Source organism: Arenibacter sp. P308M17 (assembly GCF_003426735.1).
Classification (GTDB): Bacteria; Bacteroidota; Bacteroidia; order Flavobacteriales; family Flavobacteriaceae; genus Arenibacter.
The window spans coordinates 19,078-42,275 of sequence record NZ_QVON01000014.1; the positions used below are offsets into that span (position 1 = coordinate 19,078).

At 41.5% G+C, this 23,198-nt stretch carries 13 protein-coding genes; 11 read left to right on the forward strand and 2 right to left on the reverse strand.

The annotated features are described in order from the left end of the window. Nucleotides 1-18 precede the first annotated feature (18 nt). The 6 genes from D0S24_RS20485 to D0S24_RS20510 all read left to right on the forward strand — a co-directional run bounded on the left by D0S24_RS20485 (nt 19) and on the right by D0S24_RS20510 (nt 15,103). Entirely contained in the window at nt 19-2,199 is a 2,181-nt protein-coding gene (locus tag D0S24_RS20485) for a hypothetical protein (protein ID WP_147321489.1), read from the forward strand. Between the two features lie 148 nt (nt 2,200-2,347). Continuing rightward, nucleotides 2,348-5,059, forward strand: coding sequence for a glycosyl hydrolase 2 galactose-binding domain-containing protein (locus tag D0S24_RS20490; protein WP_220377798.1), 2,712 nt, complete (start codon nt 2,348-2,350; stop codon nt 5,057-5,059). Nucleotides 5,060-5,276: 217 nt separating this feature from the next. Beyond that, entirely contained in the window at nt 5,277-8,537 is a 3,261-nt protein-coding gene (locus D0S24_RS20495; protein WP_117021707.1) for a glycoside hydrolase family 2 protein, read from the forward strand. 430 nt (nt 8,538-8,967) lie between these two features. After that, complete coding sequence (locus tag D0S24_RS20500) at nt 8,968-9,240, forward strand: hypothetical protein (RefSeq protein ID WP_117021708.1); 273 nt, start codon at nt 8,968-8,970, stop codon at nt 9,238-9,240. A 36-nt stretch (nt 9,241-9,276) separates the two neighbouring features. Continuing rightward, complete coding sequence (locus D0S24_RS20505) at nt 9,277-12,312, forward strand: glycoside hydrolase domain-containing protein (RefSeq protein WP_147321490.1); 3,036 nt, start codon at nt 9,277-9,279, stop codon at nt 12,310-12,312. Nucleotides 12,313-12,322: 10 nt separating this feature from the next. Then, on the forward strand, nt 12,323-15,103 hold the full coding sequence (locus tag D0S24_RS20510; protein ID WP_181938155.1) for a glycoside hydrolase family 2 protein: 2,781 nt from the start codon (nt 12,323-12,325) through the stop codon (nt 15,101-15,103). A 319-nt stretch (nt 15,104-15,422) separates the two neighbouring features. Here the strand turns inward: D0S24_RS20510 and D0S24_RS20520 are convergent, their stop codons facing one another. Then, nucleotides 15,423-16,106 (reverse strand): GntR family transcriptional regulator, encoded by a 684-nt coding sequence (locus D0S24_RS20520; protein WP_117021713.1) that lies wholly within the window; start codon nt 16,104-16,106, stop codon nt 15,423-15,425. Between the two features lie 387 nt (nt 16,107-16,493). Between D0S24_RS20520 and D0S24_RS20530 the strand changes: the two genes are divergently transcribed. The 5 genes from D0S24_RS20530 to D0S24_RS20550 all read left to right on the forward strand — a co-directional run bounded on the left by D0S24_RS20530 (nt 16,494) and on the right by D0S24_RS20550 (nt 21,946). Further along, nucleotides 16,494-17,864, forward strand: coding sequence for a hypothetical protein (locus D0S24_RS20530; RefSeq protein WP_147321491.1), 1,371 nt, complete (start codon nt 16,494-16,496; stop codon nt 17,862-17,864). A gap of 38 nt (nt 17,865-17,902) precedes the next feature. After that, entirely contained in the window at nt 17,903-18,685 is a 783-nt protein-coding gene (locus tag D0S24_RS20535) for an SDR family NAD(P)-dependent oxidoreductase (protein WP_117021718.1), read from the forward strand. Between the two features lies 1 nt (nt 18,686). Then, complete coding sequence (locus D0S24_RS20540) at nt 18,687-19,331, forward strand: cyclase family protein (RefSeq protein WP_117021719.1); 645 nt, start codon at nt 18,687-18,689, stop codon at nt 19,329-19,331. 205 nt (nt 19,332-19,536) lie between these two features. Then, nucleotides 19,537-20,586, forward strand: coding sequence for an Ldh family oxidoreductase (locus tag D0S24_RS20545; RefSeq protein ID WP_117021720.1), 1,050 nt, complete (start codon nt 19,537-19,539; stop codon nt 20,584-20,586). A gap of 22 nt (nt 20,587-20,608) precedes the next feature. Next, entirely contained in the window at nt 20,609-21,946 is a 1,338-nt protein-coding gene (locus D0S24_RS20550) for a sugar porter family MFS transporter (RefSeq protein WP_117021721.1), read from the forward strand. A 978-nt stretch (nt 21,947-22,924) separates the two neighbouring features. Here D0S24_RS20550 and D0S24_RS20955 read toward each other — a convergent pair. Then, complete coding sequence (locus D0S24_RS20955; RefSeq protein ID WP_147321492.1) at nt 22,925-23,119, reverse strand: hypothetical protein; 195 nt, start codon at nt 23,117-23,119, stop codon at nt 22,925-22,927. Between the last annotated feature and the right edge of the window lie 79 nt (nt 23,120-23,198).

The following is a 23,198-nucleotide window of genomic DNA, read 5'->3' on the forward strand; positions in this document are numbered from 1 at the left end:
AACATGGATATACCGTTTATGCGAAATATAACTTCCTTGGCAATGGTAGTTTCATTGTTAATAATTATTTGTGCTTGCAGTAGATCGAAATTTTCGGACAAAACAAGTACAAGTCAGGAGCCAGAAACCCGAGAAAGTAGTATTGTTTTAGAAAATAGAACATTCCGGTTAAAAATTGATACCATAAATGGGCTAAATCCTTATTCTCTTTTTGATAAAGGGAATAATATTGTTCTGGCCAATGGAGACTACTATTATGGATTTGGCCGCCCCAGGGAGGTGAAAGTTAAAACTGGACAAGTGTCCGAGCATGTCAGAGAGGTTACCTTTTCTGGAAAAGTCAATGGTATTAGGGTTTCACATGTGTTCCGAATTCCGGATGACCAGGAATGGTTTGAGGAATATGTTGTACTTAAAAATCTGAACGACGAGGTGTTGGACCTTGATCGGGAGAAGTTGAATTTAAGACATGGATTCACCAGCATGATTGGAGATGCCGTAGGAGGAAATGTTTTAAACTCAAACTGGCGTTTTATGGCCGTGCCCTATCTCCTTAATACAGGATCCGGTAAAAAACAGGAGTATAAAATAGGTGATTTGATCTGCACAGAACCGAATCAATTGGCATCTGAAGGGTGGGTACTTACCAATGATAAGGCAGGCTGTCTTGTCATTAAGTATGCCCAACAACAAATGGAATATTCGCTTATTGATAATTATCTGTCCAATGATGATTTCGGGGATGCGGATCCAAAGCCTACCATGGTATGGGGCGGTTCGGGAATATATCGGGGCGACCCCGAGGTTGCAATGCGTTTGGTTTCAAACCAGACGCTGCAAACTGGAATGAACAGATATATTTCCTTTACAGGCGGTTGGAAGTTAGGTTATAGCCTTTTCAAGAGTTTTATGGATGGGAAAGGCCATCGCTTCCCTCAAGATTTCAATCCGCCAGTACATTGGAATGAAATTTATGACAACCCACTTTGGTGGGATGCTCCCGATGTTCCGGAAAAACGGGCTAAATATTATCGCCTGGAAGATATGGAAAAGGAAGCTGTCAAAGCTGTAGAGCTTGGGTGCGAAGCAATATACCTGGATCCGGGATGGGATACCGAGATGGGTTCGACCCAATGGGCGGATGACCGTTTATTGTCTTGTAAGGAATTTTGTGATTTGATGAAGGAGAAATACAACTTGAAGGTAGCGTTGCACGTGCCTTTGGCCGTATGGAACGATCCATCAACTTATCCCGAATCGGCGCGCAAACCTTTCCCAGTTAATAATAACTATTTGTGCAGCGGCGCACCGGGATGGTGGGATACAAAACTTGAGCGTTTATTAAAGCTCGCTTCGGACGGAATTGTGTATTTTATGTTTGATGGAACAAACTTTACTGGTCCTTGTGAGGTAATGGAACACAGACATTCTGTTCCCTACACCAGGGAAGAGCATATACGTAATTATGCACGACTGGCCAATGAGGTCAAGAAAAAATTTCCGGATGTGTTAATTGAAATGCACGATCAGATTCTTGGTCCTACCACCAGCCGTTATGTGCCAACTTATTATACCCATCATGCAAAAAACTTCGATGCAATCTGGGCTTTTGAATATATGTGGGATCCAATGCACGATTTGACCAGTGGCTTATCAAAATCGCTATATTATTATAACCTTTCGTATAATATTCCGTTATATGCCCATGTGAACCTGAAGACCGATAATAAGAATGCTCTCATGTTTTGGTGGTATGCATCTACTTGTCGCTACCTAGGAATGGGAGGCCGTTATGGGGTCAAGGCTTCCCCTCCGAGTGTTGAAGTACAGTATGCCCACCTAGGAATTGGAGAAAAGAATAGTCCGCCACCCGAAATCTGGGTGGCGCAGAAAGTAGCTATGAAAACATACATGCGTCTAAAGCCATTTTTCGTTAGGGGAGATTTTTATGGAATCGATGAATTGACCCATGTGCATACCCTTCCGGAAAAGAATAGTTCGATTATTAATTGTTTTAATTTGGAAGATGAAATGATTCCCAAGGAATTTTCAGTACCCTTGGCCGAGCTAGGACTTGAACCCAGGGATGTGTGGCAGGTTAAAGGAGCGAACAAATGGGAAATAGTGGATCATGTAATCCATATTGTAGTTGAATTGCCGGCCAATGGGATGCAATTAATAGAAATCAACCCTAAATAATAGAATGTGGGTTAAGATAATATGTAAAACGAAAAAGAAGCGTACATCCGGCATTTTATTGATCCGTTCATAAATATAATTACATCAATGTTCATCTAGCTTCGATAACTCAACGGGGTATTGTTAAAAAAAAATCAAATTACTGAATATGAAAAGAATGAACTACAGGAAGGGGAAAATTGCCTTGTTCTTTTATTTTGTTTTCGCCGGGATACATTTTACTAACGCACAGACCGTAGAGCCCTTGTCACTTCCTGAAATCGGGCAAAAGACGGTACTTCACAGCAATTGGTGGGCCAAGCGCGCAAGTGAGATAAAGATGGATGGAAATACACTTACCTCGGCCCCGATAATAGTGGATTCGGGATGGGTCGTAAAATCACCTCCCTCATGGGTCATTTTGCCTCCTCCGGACCATAGTGTAGGATGGATGCCTGCAAAGGTTCCCGGGACAATCCTGACTACCATGTTGGAAAATAAAATATTCCCCGCTCCGGAAATCGGAATGAACAATGAACTGATCCCGGATGTATATCATGTGGGAGCGGATTTCTACACCTTTTATTTTCTCAACCAGTTTTCCCTAAATGAAATTCCGAAGGATGAAAAGGTGTGGCTCAATTTCCGTGGAATCAACTATAAAGCTGAAATTTTTCTCAATGGAAAAAGGATCAATACGACCACCCATGAAGGGATGTTCCTGCGAAAAAGTTTTGAGATAACACCTTGGCTTTATTTTGACAAACCAAATGTATTGGCAGTAATCGTCTATCCGCCAACCCATCCGGGCAATCCGAATGGCGGACAAAGTGGAGATGGTATAATTGGAAGGGACAATACGATGCAATATATGCCCGGATACGACTGGAGCCGTCCTATACGCGACAGGAATACCGGGATCTGGGATGAGGTCTCCCTTACAAGGACAAAAGCGGTAAAGGTAGAAAACCCCTATGTGGTAACCAAGGTGCCGGGGATTCGACAAGTGGATGGCCCCCAGAAAGAGGCCTATGTTAAAACGACCGTTGAGTTAAGGAATACGGTAAATAAAGCACAGTCCGGAGTATTGATCTGTGAAACCAATGGGCAGCAAATGACGAAAGAGGTTACCATACCCGCCAATGAAAGGATCGAGGTTGCTTTTGACGAGTTAATAATTATAAATCCACAATTGTGGTGGCCCAATGGAATAGGGGACCAAAATTTAAATGATATGAAAATATCATTTAAGCTTAACGGGAATATAAGCGATACCAAAGAGCTGAGGTACGGTATTAGGGAAGTAAGTTCGGAACCATCTCCGCTTAATAAAGGACGTGTTTTTTATGTAAACGGACAAAAGATTTTTATCCCTGGAGGGAACTATATATCATCGGACTGGCTCCTTAGGCTCTCTCCCGAGCGTTACCGGACAGAGATACGGTTCCATGCCGAGATGAATCTTAGAATGATCCGCGTCTGGGGAGGTGCGATGATTGAACGTCCCGAATTTTATAATGCCTGTGATGAATTTGGTATCCTCGTTTTTCAGGACCTATGGGGTACGGCCGATGTTATCGGTGCATGGGATGATCCTATGAAGCTGGAAAGCAGACAACGTAGACGGGAATATCCTGATAACCAGTACCTTTATATTGAATCTGCTGTTGATCAGATCAAAATGATTAGGAACCATCCTTCCTTAAGTTTATGGTGTGGAGCCAATGAAGCGCCTTTATCGGATTACCTTAATGAGACTTTGACGGACCGGGTATTTCCCAAATTGGATCCGAACAGATGGTTTGTAAGTCATTCCACCAATGCCCAGTTGGTCGGGGAAGGATTTGACGGTCCACACGATATACAAGAGCCGGAATGGTTTTTTACCAAACATATTCCCTTTAATCCGGAATTGGGATCAGTTGGTTTACCTGAGATAGAAACACTTCGCGAAATATTACCGGAAAAGGATCTGGATATGTTTCCGATTGAAGGACTGTCCCGAAATTACACATGGAGCTATCATTTAAATTTGGGCTATGGCAATCAACTGGAACGCTATGGTAAAATACATGATGTGGAAACTTACGCCAAGATTGCCCAAGTTGTAAATTATGACCAGTATCGTTCATTAATGGAAGGTAGGACATCAAAAATGTGGGAATGGTACACAGGATTTTTAATTTGGAAAACACAAAACCCCTGGACAGCGCTACGTGGCCAGGCCTATGATTGGTATTTGGATGTAAATGCCATGCTTTTCGGAGTAAAAAAGGGATCGGAACCCCTACACCCCTTGTACAATTTGGAGAGCAAGAGAGTGCAATTGGTAAATTCAACGCTAAAACCCTACAATGGATTGAACGTTAAGGCCCAATTGATTGATCTGAACGGAAAAATTGTGTGGGAAAAATCCGAGAAATCGGATGCCGGGGCAAATACGGTCACTACCATGTATAAAATACCGGCACCCAAGGATTTGGATGGAGTTTATTTTTTGAAGTTGACATTGGTGGATAAAAACAATCCGATTTCGGATAATATATACTGGTTGACCACAAAGGAAAAGGATTACTCTCAATTGGAGCAGTTACCTAAAACACAACCAGAATTCTCATTAGAGTTGGATAAGGAAGGAGATAATTATTCGTATACAATTAGTATGGAAGCTACCGATAATATCTCATTTTTTAATAGGATAAAAGTTTTTGACAAACGTAATGGAAAGCGAATTCTTCCGGTGCATTACACTGATAATTACATCACCCTTATGCCAAGGGACAAAAAAATTATCAAGTGCGAATTTTCATCCCCCATAGATAAGGAAAATATAAGTGTGGTAGTGGATAGCTGGACCTCAGACCGGATAGAATTGAATTAATATGGACATATACATATACGTTGCAAATGCAGGTAGTGTATATGTAATACTTCCCAATATTGGACGAATACCCAATTTGCACAATTAGGGATTAACGGTAGGTCGACCTTTGGTTCCTAATGGTATCCTTATGGATTGGGCCGATAATTTAAGCATAGGTTCATAAAGCAGTATTGACATTTTTCCCTAAAATGAGGTCTGAATAAAAATAAAATGTATGGATAGGATTACTTTATGGTTGTTTTTGTTTCTTAACATTTTTTCTGTAAGTACTGCCCAATCGTTGTTATTAAGTGGTAAGGACTGGGAAATACAGGATATTCCAATCGATGATGGCCAAGGAGTATTTTGTAATGATTGGATACCGGCTACTGTACCGGGTAATATTCAGGGCGATCTTGAAGCCTCGAGGTATCTTAAGCCCCTATGGTACGGGATGGGCGATCCGCGTTTACCTGATGTTGCATTTAGGGACTGGTGGTATCGAAAGGATTTTATGGTTCCAGTAGAATTCATTGGGCAACGTATGACCCTTACTTTTGATGGGGTAGATATTGAATGTGAAGTATGGGTAAATGGTCAAAGGTTAGGTGGGAATTCCGGAATGTTCAAGCGTTTTAGTTTCGATGCAACCAATGCGGTTTTGCCTGGACAGATAAATCGTATCGAAGTCAGAATAGCCGGTATGCCAAAGGAGTTACATGATTTGTTCTATGCAGCTGATGATCCTGGAGGTTTAGGCAATACAAAGGTTAATAATGCCGTTCGAAAACAGCTTAAGGAGTTAAAAAGTAAAACCAATGGTGGTTATGACTGGGCTGTTGCAATCTATACCATGGGTATCTGGAAGGATGTCTGGTTAAAAGCAACCGGTTCCATCAATACTGAGCAGATCGGAGTCCTTTCTTCCATGAATTCTAATTATACAAAAGCAGATTTGCGTATCTTGCTTGATGTGGATAGTTGGTCAGAAATGCCCGTGAAGGTTTCTGTTAGAGCTAGATGTGAGGATTCAAAAGCAGATACTGCCATTATTTCGCAAGTAACAAAAGGTAAAAATCATCTCGAAATTCCATTATCAATCAGCAAGCCCTTGCTTTGGTGGCCTATGGGGCACGGCAAACAGCCCTTATACGATTTAGTCGTAGAAATTAGCCACCCGGAAAATGGTACGGTAATGGAAAGCCAATCGACACGCTTTGGAGTTCGCGAAATTTCATGGCAGCAAGTTCCGGGGGTAGCTGCAGATTTCTACAACCCTATGAAGTTGGTTGTCAACGGTAGGCCGATCAGACAGATGGGCTCCAATCTCCTGCCACCGGATGCCCTATTTGGGCGAATGAATGAACCTGGCTTGAGGTTATTGGAACAGGCACGTGATGCCGGCATAAACTGTCTACGACTTTGGGGAGGAGGAGTGATTCTTACGGATTCAATGTACAATCGAGCCGATGAACTTGGAATCATGTTGATGCAGGAATTTCCGCTGGCCAACTCAGATCCAGAAACCGATTCTGTCTTTCTTTCAAATCTCAAAGAAACCGCAGTAAACATTATTAAACAGATACGTAATCATCCCAGTATTGTGGAGTGGACGGGTGGAAATGAAATGCCAACATTCACATTGGGTTCAGATCATCCGGCATTACTAATTTTAGGGGATGCTGTAAAAGAACACGACAACAGGTTCTTACGGGCTACGGAAGCCGATGAGGGCTCTGGACCCCACGGTCCTTATGTTTACCACACAAAGCCAGATTCCCATATGTCATGGCTGGGAGCAGGTGAGCAGAATCTTTACCAACGTTTTAATACAAGGGATGAAATGCGTCTTAGTGAATTTGGCACAAATTCTCCCGCGAATCTGGAAGTTTGGCAGCGTACAATACCCCCCTTATCCCAATGGCCCTTATCTAATTATGAAGATCCAGTGCTGATTCGTAAAAATGTCTTTTGGGGTGCCCTGATAAAAGAAAACTGGCTGCACAAAGAGATTACAGAAGATCTATTTGGCCCACTGGACGGGTTGGAGCAACTGGTGCCGGCGGGGCAGTTTCTTGCCGCAGAGGGTCTACGCTATGCCATGGATGCGTTAAGGCGAAAAGGAGATGCCCTGGGAGGAGGTTTCATGTCTTGGAACTACAATGAACCATGGCCCAATGGTGCTGGAAGCTATATGGTGGATTATGACGGTCGCCCACTTATGAACTATTACTTCACCAAACAAGCTTTATCAAAAGTAAGTCTCAATCTCAAATATGACTCATTACTTTTTGATCCTGCCGAAGGGGTTAATGCAGAAATATTTCTAGTAAGCGATGCACCTGAAGCGGTTGAAAATGTTAAATGGCACTGGCTTGCACGTGATATTGGAGGCAAGGTTATAGGGCAGAAAGAAGGCACAGCCTCAATTGATCCCATTGAAGTAAAATCTCTTGGCCAAATCAATATAGTTCCTCCTATGGAACTCGGATTAGGCCCAATTATTATCGAAATGCAACTCTTCGATTCAAATGAAAATCTTCTTACAGAAAGAGTTCATATTTTCGGATCCGATCGCATTGCTGCACCGTTGGCAGGACTTTTGAAAAACCAAACAGATTACAATAATAAGAACCCAGGTACAACTAGGTTTAAAGCACTGAATGGTTTGGGTAATCTTTCTATTGGAACTGATAGCATAGATACAGACAGACTTTGGTTACCGTTGAGCCGTACGTCATTGCAGGCAAAAGTTATGCCCTTAAGGACAGAGAATGATCAGGAAATATTAGAAATTATTATTACGAATTCCGGTTCGATGACGGCATTATTTTGTGAGCCGCATCCCATAGCTAATTATCGTACTGACATTATGATAGACAATAATTATTGTTTTATACCTCCTGGTGAAAGTCGTTCTATAATTATTCGGTCTTTAAAAAAGTCATTCAATCCACTAAATTTGGCCCAGACTGGCTGGAAAATAACCAGTTGGAATGCCAATCCCCTCATAATCAAGCCTACTATAGACGTACTTTTTTCATTAGGGAGACAAGATAGTATGTGCCGTGAATTTGGGGGTTATACCGGTCTAAATACCTCGGAAAGTACAAATAATATTAGTTTAAAAGGGCAACTAATCGATCCCAAACGGGTTCATTATTTGATGGATGGAAATAATATTCTGGAAATCGAGTTCGATGGAACATCCACTTTGCGGGATAAAATAGGATTAATCAATATAAACTCTTCCGATCAATCATCGATCGGAGCCAAAATTCGCATTGAACTTAACGGGGAACACTTTGACTCGGAGTTAAAAGAGGGATATGGTTTTCAAAAGGAAGACCCTTCGCAGTTGGCTCAAGCAAAAACCGTTGGGATAATAATTCCTGAAGGAATAATTAAACCAAAGAGAAATGTTCTGAAAATACAAGTATTGGGCAATGGTTGGTTTACATGGGATTCCCTTGACTTACGAATATGCAAAAAATAGGAAACTTTCAGCCAACTAGTGTCAAGTCAACGTTTAAATGCCGGGTAAGGAATGATGGATCTTGAGTTGGTCCAAGGCGCAAAAAACGTACATAGCCGTAGCTACGTAAGGATTTTTGCAACGCAGGAGCGGCTCAAGAGACACATTAAATTTCCCGTAGGTTTAGGCTTGACTGGACACTAGGTTATTTAAATAAAGGTAGGGTAACTGTCCAAAAAATTGCCTGAACATTATTTATGTAATTTCTCCTTCAAAGCCCCAAGGCGGATACATGTACTTCTTTTTAAGAGTTATAATATGAAAAAAATAATTAAAAAGTGTATACACTTAATTGATAAAGGCGTATATTGCCCCAAATATTGAAGTGTATATATTAACAAGGTTGTGAATTTCAACTGAACGGCACTGCTGTAAATTATAACATAGCTTAATGATCAAATATCTACTCAATAATTTTCTTTTTTTAGTTTTTATGCACAGCCATAGTTTAAAGCCGAACGGATTGGATCCACTTAATATATCGGCACTTAAAATAGAGCTGGATATGAAGAAATTCATTGACCGTATCAGCTTGTATAACAATAGGTGGGCCGCTTTTAAAAGCCCGGGGGTCAAGAAATTTCCTGGGCATGTAAACAGTGTGCCGGACATGTCCGGTGGAGGTATGTCGATCTATGGTGCTATAAGTCGAAATAGCAGATAGTAAACTTCTAAGTTTTTTTAATGATAATATATGATTATGGGATTATTTAATATAAAGACTTTGTCTTTTCTTTCAATGCTTTGTTTGATTTCTTTTGATTTGTGCAACGCACAGGAAGAAAAGCTCGATTTTCCTGAAGTAAAATATAGTCTTGGTAGCTGGCCGGTAGAATCCTTTGGCAATTATAGGGCCGTGGTAGAGGTAAGGGAAAAAGCGAATACCTGTTTTATCCGTCTTCCGTGGAGAAGGAGGGATGTTGACCCCCATAAAAAACAGATCATAGTTGTGGATGCGAAAACGGATCAAATAGTAAAAAATGTGGTCTGCCCTGAGATCAATAGGGAATACGGAGATGTAATTTTTCAGCCCGGGACCGTTCCTGGTAGGTACTATATTTATTATATGCCTTATTCCATTGGCCATGGCTATTTTCCCAACACGACCTATCTGACACCGGAAGATCTTGCGGATCCACTGTGGAAAGCTTCTCTTCCGGATGATTATTTGAATGGATTGGATAAGGGGAAATTGACCGAATTTCAGTCTGCTGACCCATTTTACAGGGTCGATCCCATGGAGGTCATTGCCACGGCAGGGGAGACTGCCGGATTGTTGGAACGTTTTAAAAAGGACGATTATCTTCTTTTTCCCGAAAAAAGGGAGTTCCCCATTGCAATGAAATATGATCTACCCCTAAGATGGGTACGGAAAGGCCCTTCCGATATTTTCAATGGGGAAGCCCGGCCGGGAGAATATTTTACGTTTCAGATAGGAATGTACGCATTAAAAGATGTGGAAAATATAAAGCTCGAATTTGAAAGCGGACAAATTTCCAAAGACGCCTTCACTTGTTTCAATACGGGGGGGACCGACTGGATGGGCAAGGTGTTTGAGAAAAAGTTATCGGTGAATGCCGGCGAGGTACAACCTCTATGGTGCGGGGTGCAAATTCCGGATAATTTCAAAGGTTCGCTGTCGGCTACTTTAGTGATAAAGCCGGTAGGGATGAAGAAAAAAAAGATGAAGATCAATATACAGATAGCTGGAGTAAGGCTAGCGGATGGCGGAAGCAGTGATATTAACAAAATGGCAAGACTCAAGTGGTTAAATTCTACCATAGGTTTGGATGATGAGACCTTTGGCATATATCCACCGATGACCTTGAAGGATGATCGGATGCAGATCCTTGGGCATAAGATCATTTTCGATGAAAGCGGATTGCCAGGACAGATTGCCAGCTCATATGATGACATGTCTGCCCTAACGGATGGGCCGGAACGGAAACTACTTTCGGCACCGGTCAAATTTGTGGCGCTAAAGGGGAACAGGGAGGTCATTTTTAAATATAGCCCGCATAAGGTAATCGATAGGGCCTCAGGTGCCGTTACCCAAGTAACGCAAGGAACAAGTGAATCGTTAAACCTGGAATGTCGCTCCAAAAGTGAAGTTGACGGGTACATGAACTATACCATAACGGTAACTGCAAAGGAGGATGGTAGTTTTAACGACATGAGATTGGAAATACCCTATCGGAAGGAAATCGCAGAATATATGATGGGCATGGGACGTAAGGGAGGGACCCGTCCCAAGAATTGGAGTTGGAAATGGGATATAGAAAGCAGTAACAGTGTTTTCTGGCTCGGGACCGTGGGAGCCGGTCTTCAGTGCAGATTAAAAGGGCAGACGGACACCTGGGAAATATTTAATTATAAAGATACGGGCATTCCTGAAGATTGGTATAACCAGGGAAAGGGGGGCTGCGATATGCAGGAAAAGGGCGATTCCTTTTTTGTGCAAATCTTTAGTGGCAACAGGGAAATGAAAAAAGGGGATCAGCTCACGTTCCGATTTGGGCTATTGATGACCCCGGTTCGCCCTTTGGATAACGACCACTGGCAATGGCGCTATTGGCATTCGGATAAAAACCTGGATCAATTGGACAGTATCGATGCATCGGGTGCCAATATCATCAATATCCATCATGCCAACGGACTAAATCCTTATATCAATTATCCCTTCGTAGCCACCGACACCCTTGCACCTTTTGTTGCGCGGGCGCATCAAAACGAAAAAAAGGTAAAGCTCTATTATACCGTTCGAGAACTGAGCGTAAGGGCCCCTGAAACGTTTGCTTTGCGAAGTCTCGGGGATGAGGTTTATCGTACCGGTGAAGGTTTCAGGCTGGCAGATAGGTTCACCCTTCCCACTGAGACAGGAGGGGTTACCGGGGAATCATGGCTTTGCGAACACCTGATCAATGATTATCTACCGGCATGGCACCATTATTTCAGTGAGGGACATTGGGATGCATCCATTGCACAATCCGGTCTCTCTCGCTGGCATAATTATTATCTTGAAGGGTTGGATTGGTTGGTCAGGGAGGTAGGTATTGATGGTATTTATCTCGATGGATTGGGCTATGACCGGGAGATTATGAAACGGGTAAGGAAGGTGATGGACAAGGCACGGCCAGGGAGCTTAATCGATTTTCACTGCGGAAATCATTTTCATCCCCAATATGGGATGAACAATATCTCGAATTTCTTTATGGAGCATTTTCCTTTTATAAACAGCCTCTGGTTGGGAGAGGGCTTCGATTACAATGAAACCCCGGATTATTGGCTCATTGAGTTAGCGGGTATTCCTTACGGATTGTACAGCGAAACGCTAGGAAACAATAATCCTTTCAGGGGAATGGTCTATGGCATGTCAGAACGTATTTATGGTAATTCCAATCCATCGGAGATATGGAAATTATGGGATGATTTTGGTATTCAGGGGTCAAAGATGCTGGGATATTGGTCAAAACGTTGCCCTGTAAAAACGGGAGAAACAGATGTAAAAGCGACCGCTTACGTGAAAGATGGTAAAACGTTGATTGCTATCGGTAATTGGGGGGGCGATAAATCCATTACCTTGGATATTGACTGGGACGCTATCGGATTGGATAAAAATAAAGCGATTGTGAAAGCCCCTCTTATTAGGGGAGTACAGGAAGAACAACTATTCCCTGCCAATGGGAGTCTAAAGATTGGTGCGGAAAGGGGTATGATCCTAATTATAAATGAATAAGATAAAAACAATGGGAATAAAATATATTGTCCGCGCATTACTACTTGTTCTAGTGATGTCATGTACCGATCAAGGGACCGAAAACTTTCAAAAAAGCGAATTGCCGTTGTCGGGCGATGATTGGCACTTGGTCTCATTTGATCCCGGACAGGGAGAGTCAATGCTTGCTATGGATTCTGGTTTTCCGTTGGATAGTGCCATTGCTGCCACAGTTCCAGGTGACATCTATTGGGACTTGATGCGTGCCGGGGAACTACCTGATATTTATATTGGTATGAACGCGCAAAAAACCTACGGCCTTCCAATAAAAGAATGGTGGTACAGAAAGTCGTTCATTGTTGGGAAGGACTGGTCTAAAAAGCATGTCAGGTTGCATTTTGAAGGTGTTGATTACGCCACTAAGGTATGGTTGAACGGGGAGTACCTAGGATCCCATAAAGGGCAGTTTACACCTTTTGAGTTTGATGTTACGGATAGATTAAAATTTGATGGGGAGGAGAATACCCTTACATTAGTGATAGAATCAGCTCCAGAGAATGTAGTGAATAAACTGTTCCAACTTCCAAGGGGCCAATGGCAACGTCAATATGCACAGGATGAAGTAACCAACACTTTGGATTATTGGAAAAGTAGAACCATGACCGGTTGGGATTGGGGTACTCCTTTATGGACTATGGGAATTTGGAAAGATGTAAAACTTATTGGTTCTACAGGCCTTTTTCTTGATGATTTGCTCATATACCCTCAAATTGGGGCACCTTATGATAAAGCAAATGTACATACGAAGATAAATGTAAATTCAGAGGTGTTCAATGGAGATGAAATTGTCCTGGAGTATAAGGCCGAGTGTATTAATGCAAATGCCCCGGCTTCCAGTGCTACACAACTTTTAAAACCCACCAAAAAAAATAGTAAGGGTGTTGAATTTTCATTTTCCATATCATCACCGGCCCTGTGGTGGCCCAATGGTTATGGCGAGCAAAATTTATATAGCCTGACGGTTACCGCAAAGCACAAGGAAAGCGGAAGGATATTGGATCGGATAAAGAGAAATTTTGGAATTAGGGAAATACAATTTTTGAAAAATCCCCAGGCCCACGATTACCAAAAAATGATGTGGTTTTCCCATAGGCCATCTGGTTCCGGTGAACGGGATATTCCAAAAGATTCGACGCCGGAATTTCTGGTTCAAATTAATGGGAGGCCTATATTCCTGCACGGGGGCAATTGGCTTCCCGCCGACCTGTTATATGGCAGACCGGGAAAAGAAGAATATGAGCATTTGATACGGATGGCTACCCTGGCAAATTACAATGTATTTCGTGTTTGGGGAGGAGGGATAATTGAAAAGCAGACGTTTTATGACCTATGTGATAGGTATGGGATTCTGGTCTGGCAGGAAATGCCGAATGGTGGGTCCATTCCCCTTGAAACGGATAAAATTCTGGCTACGGCAAATGAACAACAACGGGAGATTATGCCACAGCTTATCAATCATCCAAGTATCTACCGCTATGGTTTTGGCAACGAGCTATATATGACAAGGAACAACAGTAAACAAGTGGCCCAGTTTGAGGACATATGTCGAGAAATGGATCCGATGCGACAGGTTGTTGGTCCCAGTCCTGTTGTAGAATATCAGAGGCATGGCCCGCATTGGTTCAATATACCGGCCGAGTATGATCTGTACAATACGGGCTATCCTTTGACGGCTGGGCCGGACAATCCTGTAGAATGGTCCGAATATGGCGCTTCGGGTGCATCCTCTCTACAGACATTGAAACGCATATTGCCGGATACCGAACTTTGGCCATTGCCATACAGTGATTCCATAATGCAGTGGCATAATAGTGCTGGGGCCTATACTCAATCAGACTGGCTTAAACCTGAAATTTACCTATCTCTATTTGGGGAATTGCCGGATCTGGAAACGGAGATCAAAGTCAGTCAATTTGTCCAGTCGGAAGGCCTGCGTTATGCCAATCAGTCCCATCGGCGTAAAAAGTGGCATAGGAGCGGGTGTTATATGTGGACTTTCAATGAACCATGGCCCAATGTTGCGCACGGATCAATAGTTGAGTATTACGGGCTGCCCAAAATGGCCTACTACTATGTAGGAAATTCGTATGGGCAGATAGACGTAAGTGCGGAGTACAACAATATTTCCCTTCATCCCAATGATACCTTGACCTTGCCTGTTTTTGTTACCAGTGCTATGTCCGATCCAATTGAAGGGGCAAGACTGGTGACAAAAATTATGGATCTGGATGGAAAACTGTATTATGAAGACAGTAAAAATATCCTGATAGATGCCAACTCATCACATCGGATAGATACTCTTAAGTTTATAGTTCCGGAAGGGGCAAATAATAATGTCCTGTTGGTTAGATTAGACTTGGTAGACGATCGCAAGTCAAATCTCTCTTCGCAAACATATACTTTTGGCATTAAGAATTCGTCGGTCGATAACCTTGCCGGAAAAAAGCACCTCCTTCCGATGCTAAATGCCCCCAAAACGAAGATCTCCCTTTCAATTAATTATGATGAAAGGAAGAAAATAGGGGGAAGTGAAATGGATTTATATCGGGCAAAAGTAAAAAACACGTCAAATGTTCCTGCATTATTTGTGCGATTCAAAAGCCCATACAAACCACAGGAAGTTTATTTTGGGGATAATTGTTTTGTCTTGTTGCCGGGAGAAGAGAAGATGATTGATGTACTGGTCTCACCGGATATGAAGGAAAAATTTAGGATTACAGATATTTCTTTGGAAGCATGGAACAGTAATTGACAGCTATTAAGGACTTTAGTGGAAGGAAGAATACTATAGACCATTGTTCCATAAGTAAGAATTCCGTTGCTGCCCAACGCAGATTTCATAAAAAACGGACAGATTGGCGGTAATGTAAATTGTACCTTTCAGGAGTAGTATCGGAATGTGAGGGATAAATAGTTCCTTGCTGTGCCAATAAAAAAATGGCGAATAGAAGATCAAGGAGGGCTTTATGCCTTCCTTGATACGTTGGTATAAAATTTTGGGTGGAGTACCTCCCAATAGCATTATCCGATGGACATGGGTTTGACAAGTCCTTTAAAGGTCTTGAGCAATGTTATTTAGGGGGTTCTTTTTTTTCTTTTAATAGTTCCTGAAGGATCGGGGTGGAAGACCTTAAATGTTCATCCAAGAGTTTACGTGCAGCATGTATATCTCCCTTATGTATGGCTTGGAGGATGGCTATATGCTCGGATAACGCTATTACGGCCCTGTTTAAATCATTGGCCGCAGCACGTTGTAAGATACGTATAAAGGTCCACAATGATTCAAAGGCCAATACTATAAATTGGTTTTCGCAAGAATCCACCCATAATCTATGTAGGTTCGTATCAAGTTCGAGTGCCTTTTCGGTAAAAGGATCGTCAGGCCCGAAATTTTGTAGCTTAATGGATATGTCCAACAATTTTTTTACTTTTTTGGACCCGACCAACATATCGATGGAAGAATCAAAGGCCAATAATTCTATTACCGCCCTAACATCGGTTAATTTAACGAGGTCTCTTTGACTAAAATCCTTTACCAAAGGGCGTTGGTTATGCCTAATTTCCATTAGCCCCATAGCAGCGGCACTTCGCACGGCCTCCCGAACCGGTGTGCGGCTTACTCCCCAATCTTTGGCAAGCTGTGTTTCACGAATGGGTTCTCCGGGAGCAAATGAGCGGTTTACGATAGCTTCCAGAAGCTTTTGCAATACGATGTCCGAGGTATCCCCGACCCGTTTTGTTTTTAATGAATCCATATTTTTTATTTAAAAGTGCATGCACTTTTAAATAAAAATCATATATTGCGACTCATTTAAAAATGTATACACTTGCAAAGATATTATTTTATTGGATATAACCATTGTGACACCATAAATATTGATATGGCGGTTAATTGGCAATAACCGAGTAGTATGTTGTATTTCTCAATTAGTAGAATTCATATAAGCTATTATCCAAAGTTCCGGTTTATGGAAAAATGCAAGTTGTCTATAATTGAAGAACACCAATATTTAAAGATCCGGATGCCTGCCGATAACAGACGATTTTAATCCAGGTGGGGAATAGGTCAAATAAAAAGGATTTTCTATAAAATGTACAAAACCATTTCAATCTTGAGCTTTATATTTTAATCTAAAATTATTTTGAAAAAAGCAATCAATTTCACAGGGAAAACAATACTGATTTTATGTTTTCTAGGGTTCATCACATCATCGAATGCCCAATCGGACAGATCGCCGAAAAAGGATATTTTAAGTGGTAGGGATTTTCGATTCCTGAAAACACTTGCCCAGGTTGTTATGGATAGTTCGCGCATATATCCCGGACAGAAAATTGCCGATATGATGGGAAATAATAATACTGGGGGAGTACTTATAAAACCGGGGGGAAGAGGAAGTTACCCCGCTTTTTGGATACGGGATTATGCCATGTCTTTGGAAACCGGATTTGTGGACCGGAAAGAACAAAAGCATATGTTGTTATTGACGGCGTCTACCCAGGCGGATCGGACCTGGATAACAAAGAACGGGGCCATGGTCCCTTATGGAGCTATAGCAGATCATATACGTATGGACGATAGTCTGCCCATTTATTTCCCCGGCACTTATAGCTATGGGGAACAAGGAGCACCGGAATGGGGAATGACGCCGCCTTATGGGGATCAGTTTTTCTTTATCCATATGGCCCATTATTATCTGAAATCGACCAATGAAATTACAATTTTGGGACAGGAGATAAATGGTAGCAGGCTTATAGATCGTTTGGAACTTGCCTATAAGGTACCCCCATCAAGACTGGATAATCATATAGTGACTACTACCGATAATTTTAGGGGCATCGATTTTGGGTATAGGGATGCGCAGACCATAACCGGTGACCTTTGCTATCCGTCCATTTTAAAATATAGGGCATCCCTACAACTGGCCGACCTGTTTGAAGCGTTGGATAACAAAATAAAAGCGGCCAAATATAAGGGTATTGCCCATAAGATAAAGGAAGCCATACCTTTAGTGTTCATGGATGATAGGGGCATGTTAAGGGCTTCCAACGGCAAAGGGGGCCAGGCGGACGTATGGTCCACCTCCCTGGCAATGTATCACAATATTTTAAACAAGGAAGATAGTGATAAAACGAGTCGTTTTTTGTCCGATGCATATAGAAATGGCCATTTGGCCTATAGGGGCAACATTAGACATATCCTAACTACCGACGATTTTGATAATTCTACGGCATGGGAGTTTTCCATGGCACCCAAGAATACCTATCAGAACGGGGCCTATTGGGGAACGCCAACCGGGTGGGTGTGCGTTGCAATAGCCAAAACCGATATTCTACTGGCCCAAAAACTGGCAAAAGAATTTATTGATGATCTAAAGGAGAACGACTTTAGAAAAGGATCCGGATTAGGAGCTCCCTATGAGTGTTTTCATCCGTCAGGTAACCTACAAAACCCTTTGTACATGACAACGGTAAGTTGTCCCTTGATTGCTTTTAGTTCCTTTTCCAATCCTTGAAGAAAATACACAACATTATAATAATCAATAAAGTATCTATGAGATTAGCAAATAAAAAGGTAATTATAACCGGTGCGGCAAATGGCATTGGTAAAGCTATTGCAAAGCTTTTTGCAAAGGAAGGTGCCATAATATCCATTTTGGATATTGATTGTGAAAAAGCTTCCTCAGTTGCAAATGAAATACAAGGAGATGGTGGTACTGCATATGCAATCCAATGCGATGTTGGGGATTCGCTTCAAGTGGATACTGCTTTTAAGGAGGCCATCAAAAAAATGGGAGGATTGAATATTTTGGTCAATAATGCGGGAATTATTAGGCAATCCCCAATTGTGGACATGCTGGAAAAAGATTGGGATGATATTATCAAAACCAACCTTAAAAGTGTGTTTTTGTGTACACAGAAGGCATTGCAGGAAATGGTCAAGAAAAATGAAGGAGGGAGAATTATTGCGATGTCCAGCATCCACGCCCAGTTAAGTGAACCTTCCTGTGGCCATTATACCGCATCAAAAGGAGGTATAGAAGCTTTTATCAGAACGGTGGCCTCAGAGGTTGCCCCGTATAAGATTACGGCCAATTTTATCAGGCCCGGTGCAACATATACCGAATTGACAACCCCGATGTATACCGACTCGGTGAAGAGATCCCTATATGAAAGAATTCCGCTGCGCGAAATTGCCCACGCCGATTGGGTTGCCCAGGCGGCATTATTTTTAGCCGGTGATGAATCCGGATATATGACGGGTCAGGATATTACCATTGATGGCGGATATTTAATGAACGGCTCATTGCCGGGGGCTCAATATTGGGAAGAGTAATATGGAGAAATATATAGACATAAGTATTCCGTCATCATCCTCTATAACCGTATTTCCCGGAGACCCGAGCCCCCGGTTAACATGGCCGTTTTGGAGCCATGAAAAGGGGAATCCGGCCAATGTAGGGTTTTATAACGGAGGCCTGCACCATGGCTCCCATGTGGATGCACCATGGCATTTTATCCCCAATGGAAAAAAGTTACATGAGATCCCCTTGGATTACTGGTTGGGTCCGGCCTATGTTCTGGATTTGACCCATCTAAAAAAATGTATAGATGCCCCTGCACTGGAATCGTGCAATATTCCCAAAGATGCTGAACGGTTATTGTTCAAAACTAAGAATAGCAATTCTGATTACTGGACAGAACCTTGGGATCCAAATTTCATCTATATTGAAAAGTCGGCCGCTGAATGGTGTACTTCCAATGGAATTATCCTCGTAGGGTTGGATTACCTTACCATAGACCCTCCTTCCGAACCAACATTTCCGGCCCATTTGGAGCTATTGGGAAACGAGACGGTTATTTTGGAAAATATATGCTTACGGAATGTTTCCGCATCCAAATATGAATTGTTTGCTCCACCTATAAATCTGGTAGACGTTGACGGAGGATGGTGTAGGCCATTATTGGGTAAATTTTATTAATATCTCAAATTAAAAGTATGAAATGAGCATAAACAAATTTAATTTTTTGCATACCCACCGAAATCGAAGATTCACGAACACCTAAAAGTAAAAAGCAGGGATTTGTGAGTAAACAATTAAATTTTTTGTGTGAAAGCACAGCGGTTGATCTATGCAGAAAATTTTTATTATACTCATTTTCAAATTAATATAAATTTTTAAATAGATGAAATATGTAAACTCAGAATCTTTTTCCAAATGGGGAAGGGCTTGTTTAATAAAAATGGGACTATCGGATAAGGATGCCGCTGTAGTTACGGATTGTTTGGTGCAAACGAGTCTATGGGGTATCGATTCACATGGAATTGCCCGTTTTCCACATTATTTAAATAGAATAAAAGCGGGATCGCTAAACCCTGTTCCTAAGCTTAAAATTGAAAATACCGGGCCGTGTTCGGCAAATATGGACGGTGATCATGGGTTGGGAATTGTTGTCGTTGATGCCGCTACCAGGGAAACAATTGCACTGGCCAAAAAAAATGGGATCGGAATCGTTGGGGTAAGGGAGTCTTCCCATTGTGGTGCTATTGGAGTCTATGGAAGAATGATTGCGGAATCAGGATTGATAGGCATAGTATTTACCCATTCGGATGCTTTTGTGGCCCCGCATAGGGGATTCAGGAAATTCGTTGGAACAAACCCTATTTGTATAAGTGTTCCCAACAGTAATGGCAGGCCGTTATGTTTGGATATGGCTACTAGTGCAATAGCATGGAACAAGGTTATGAACGCGAGGTATGAAAACGCAAAAATCCCTTCCGATGTGGCTTACACCATTGAGGGGAATCTTACGGATGATCCCGATTTGGTAGGGTGCCTAAAGCCTATGGCCGAGCATAAGGGATATGCCCTGGCCTTTATGATCGATTTGCTTTGTGGGCCTCTTAACGGTATGCCATGGGGACCGAATATATCAGAAATGTATGGGGACCTATCAAAGAAAAGGCATTTGGGATCTTTGGTCATCGCAATTGATCCTTCCCGTTTTTTTGGGGGAGCCAATTTTTCGGAAATCGTATCGAATATGGCCGATGAGACACGAAAACAGCCTGCAAAAGATCCCAACGTACCAGTGGAAGCTCCTGGAGATGATCATTATAGAAACGAAAAGGAAAGAACAAAAAAGGGTATCCCTATGGAGCCCGCTTTATGTAATCAAATCAAAGATTGGAGCATTGAGTTGGGGATAGATCTTCCCAAAGAACTCGTTCAATAAACCTTATAACAGACCAATTTAAATGTCAAAAACCGGCTATGTTTACGTAATCAGCAGTATTGCCGCCATTGGCGGTATATTGTTCGGATATGATACCGCTGTAATTTCCGGTACTACCGAAGCATTACAATCGCACTTTAAACTGAATGATAACACTTTGGGGTGGATCGTATCCTGTGCATTGATCGGATGTATCCTTGGTGTTGCCGGTGCAGGTTGGATCCTAGATACCTTTGGGCGTAAAAAAGGAATGTTCTTTTCCGGACTTCTATTTACGATCTCGGCATTGGGCTGTGCCTTTCCGATAAATATTGAATTTCTTATAATGGCAAGACTGGTCGGTGGTATCGGAGTTGGTGTGGCGTCTATGGCAACACCCATATATATTGCGGAAATTGCACCTCCTGGTATTCGCGGCAAATTGGTTTCCATAAATCAGGTTGCCATTATTATTGGAATGGTAATGGCCTATACCGCAAATCGATATATTATTGACTTGGGCGATGAATATTGGATGAACAATTTGGGATGGAGATGGATGTTTGCAACGGAAATGGTACCTGCCGTTTTATATCTGTTGTTACTATATTTTATAGTGGAGAGTCCCAGATGGCTGGCCAAAAGTCAAAAATTGGAAAGAGCAAAGTTGGTTCTCCAAAAAATAACACGGCCTGAGTCTGTAGAGGCAACCTATTCCGCAATCCTTAATAATTTAAAGGAGGAAGAAGGGAGCGTAGGGGAATTGTTTCGGCCCAAAAGACGACGAATTACCATTATGGCCATGATACTTGCACTTTTTCAGGCCATTACGGGTATAAATGTAATTATGTATTATGCTCCCCGAATTTTTTTAACGGCCGGAATCGCAACAGGGGATGCCTATGGCCACTCTATAATTATAGGTTTGGTGATGTTGGTCTTTACCTTGATCTCTTTGTTTCTGGTGGATAGGACAGGTAGGCGTTTATTATTGTTGGTCGCCTCATTTGGAATGGGTGTTTCTCTTATTTTACTGGGTATTGCTTTCCCGAATGCGGAAGAGCGAGGCACTTTATTACTGTTGTGTACATTAAGTTATGTCTCTTTTTTTTCCGTCGGTATGGGAGGTGTTTATTGGATAGTGGTTTCCGAAATTTTTCCCAATAGGGTAAGGGGAAGGGCTATGACCATTTCGGTAATTTTTTTATGGGGCGGTAATTTTTTGGTAGCACAATTCTTTCCTGTAATGCTATCGGTACTTAAGGAGCAGGTCTTTTTTGTTTTTGCAGTGAGCTGTGCCATATGTTTTCTGTTTGTTTATCTGACCGTTCCAGAGACCAAGGGTCAATCATTGGAAGACATTGAAAAAAAATTATTTTAACATAACCTCATCTTCAGTCTATTGAGTAAACTTAAAAAATGAATTCTACTTTTATAATGATTTAGAAATAATAGGATATAACCATACTATGGTGATATTTAATGTCCCAGGGGTACTGTTAAATTATTTCTTCATTTATTGATATAATATTGACTCAAACACTTTTGAAACTGGCTAGAATGCATGTAATGAAGATAATATTTTATGGTTCCTGTCTATTTGTTGTTTAAATATCCTTCATAAAATTTAGTAAATATTAATGGTTTAACTCGGTAGCTCATAGATTATATTCCTTGATGGTCACATCAAAAAGAGTTTAATGGTAACCAGTGATATTTATATTTTTGATGTTCTTCCATTATACTAATCAATAGATGGTTTCAGGATACGGTCTTCATTGACGGTATATATTAAGGAGGTTTTGCAAGTTGGAGTGTTTCTTGCTCAGAAATGTTAATTTGGATTAACGGATGAAAAGTAATCATGACTGACCATTTGCCAACTTTCATAGAATGGGCTATTAGTGTTAATCGTTAAACTAGAATTTCTAATTTTATTTGATTAGAACTGCTTAACCGTCAATTAATTCAATTATTTCCCTTATAACCGCAAAATTTATTTTTTTAGCTTTGCTTACTTGAAATGTAGTATGTAAGGTCAAGGAATTAGACCTGATTAATTTTTTTGTACCTTTATAAAACTAAAGAACACCAAATAATATCTTTAGGGTTCTTACTTGGTTTTGAGTGTGCAATTAGGTGTGCAAAACGAAATTAAATTTTGTATATAACTGTAAAACAGTGTTTTGGGTTTTGGTAGTTAGGTCTGCCACCCCGACGAACCTAGAAATAGGGAACATCAAAAACACTGTTAATCTATTGATTTTCAGTGTTTTTTGTTTTTATGGATATTCTTTGATATCAAATGATATTTCATGGTGGCAATATCGGACATTGAACAAGCCAAAATTAAACGGGATTACCATTTACTTCCCTCAGCCGGTAAGATGGCCCATTCGCCTTTTTCGTTAATATAGCCCTTGGTGGTCTCAATAGCATTATGGCCTCCTTTTTTCACCACCGTATCTACCTCGGCATAGGCCAATTTTGAAACAGGGTCGAAGTACCCGATTCTTGAAAAAGCTGGGAGTACCGTATGCGGCCCACCAACCACATTTACTAACTTAGCATAATTTTATTTACCGGATTCCCTTCTTGTAAACTTGATCTAAACTTGCTGTAATTTCTTGTAA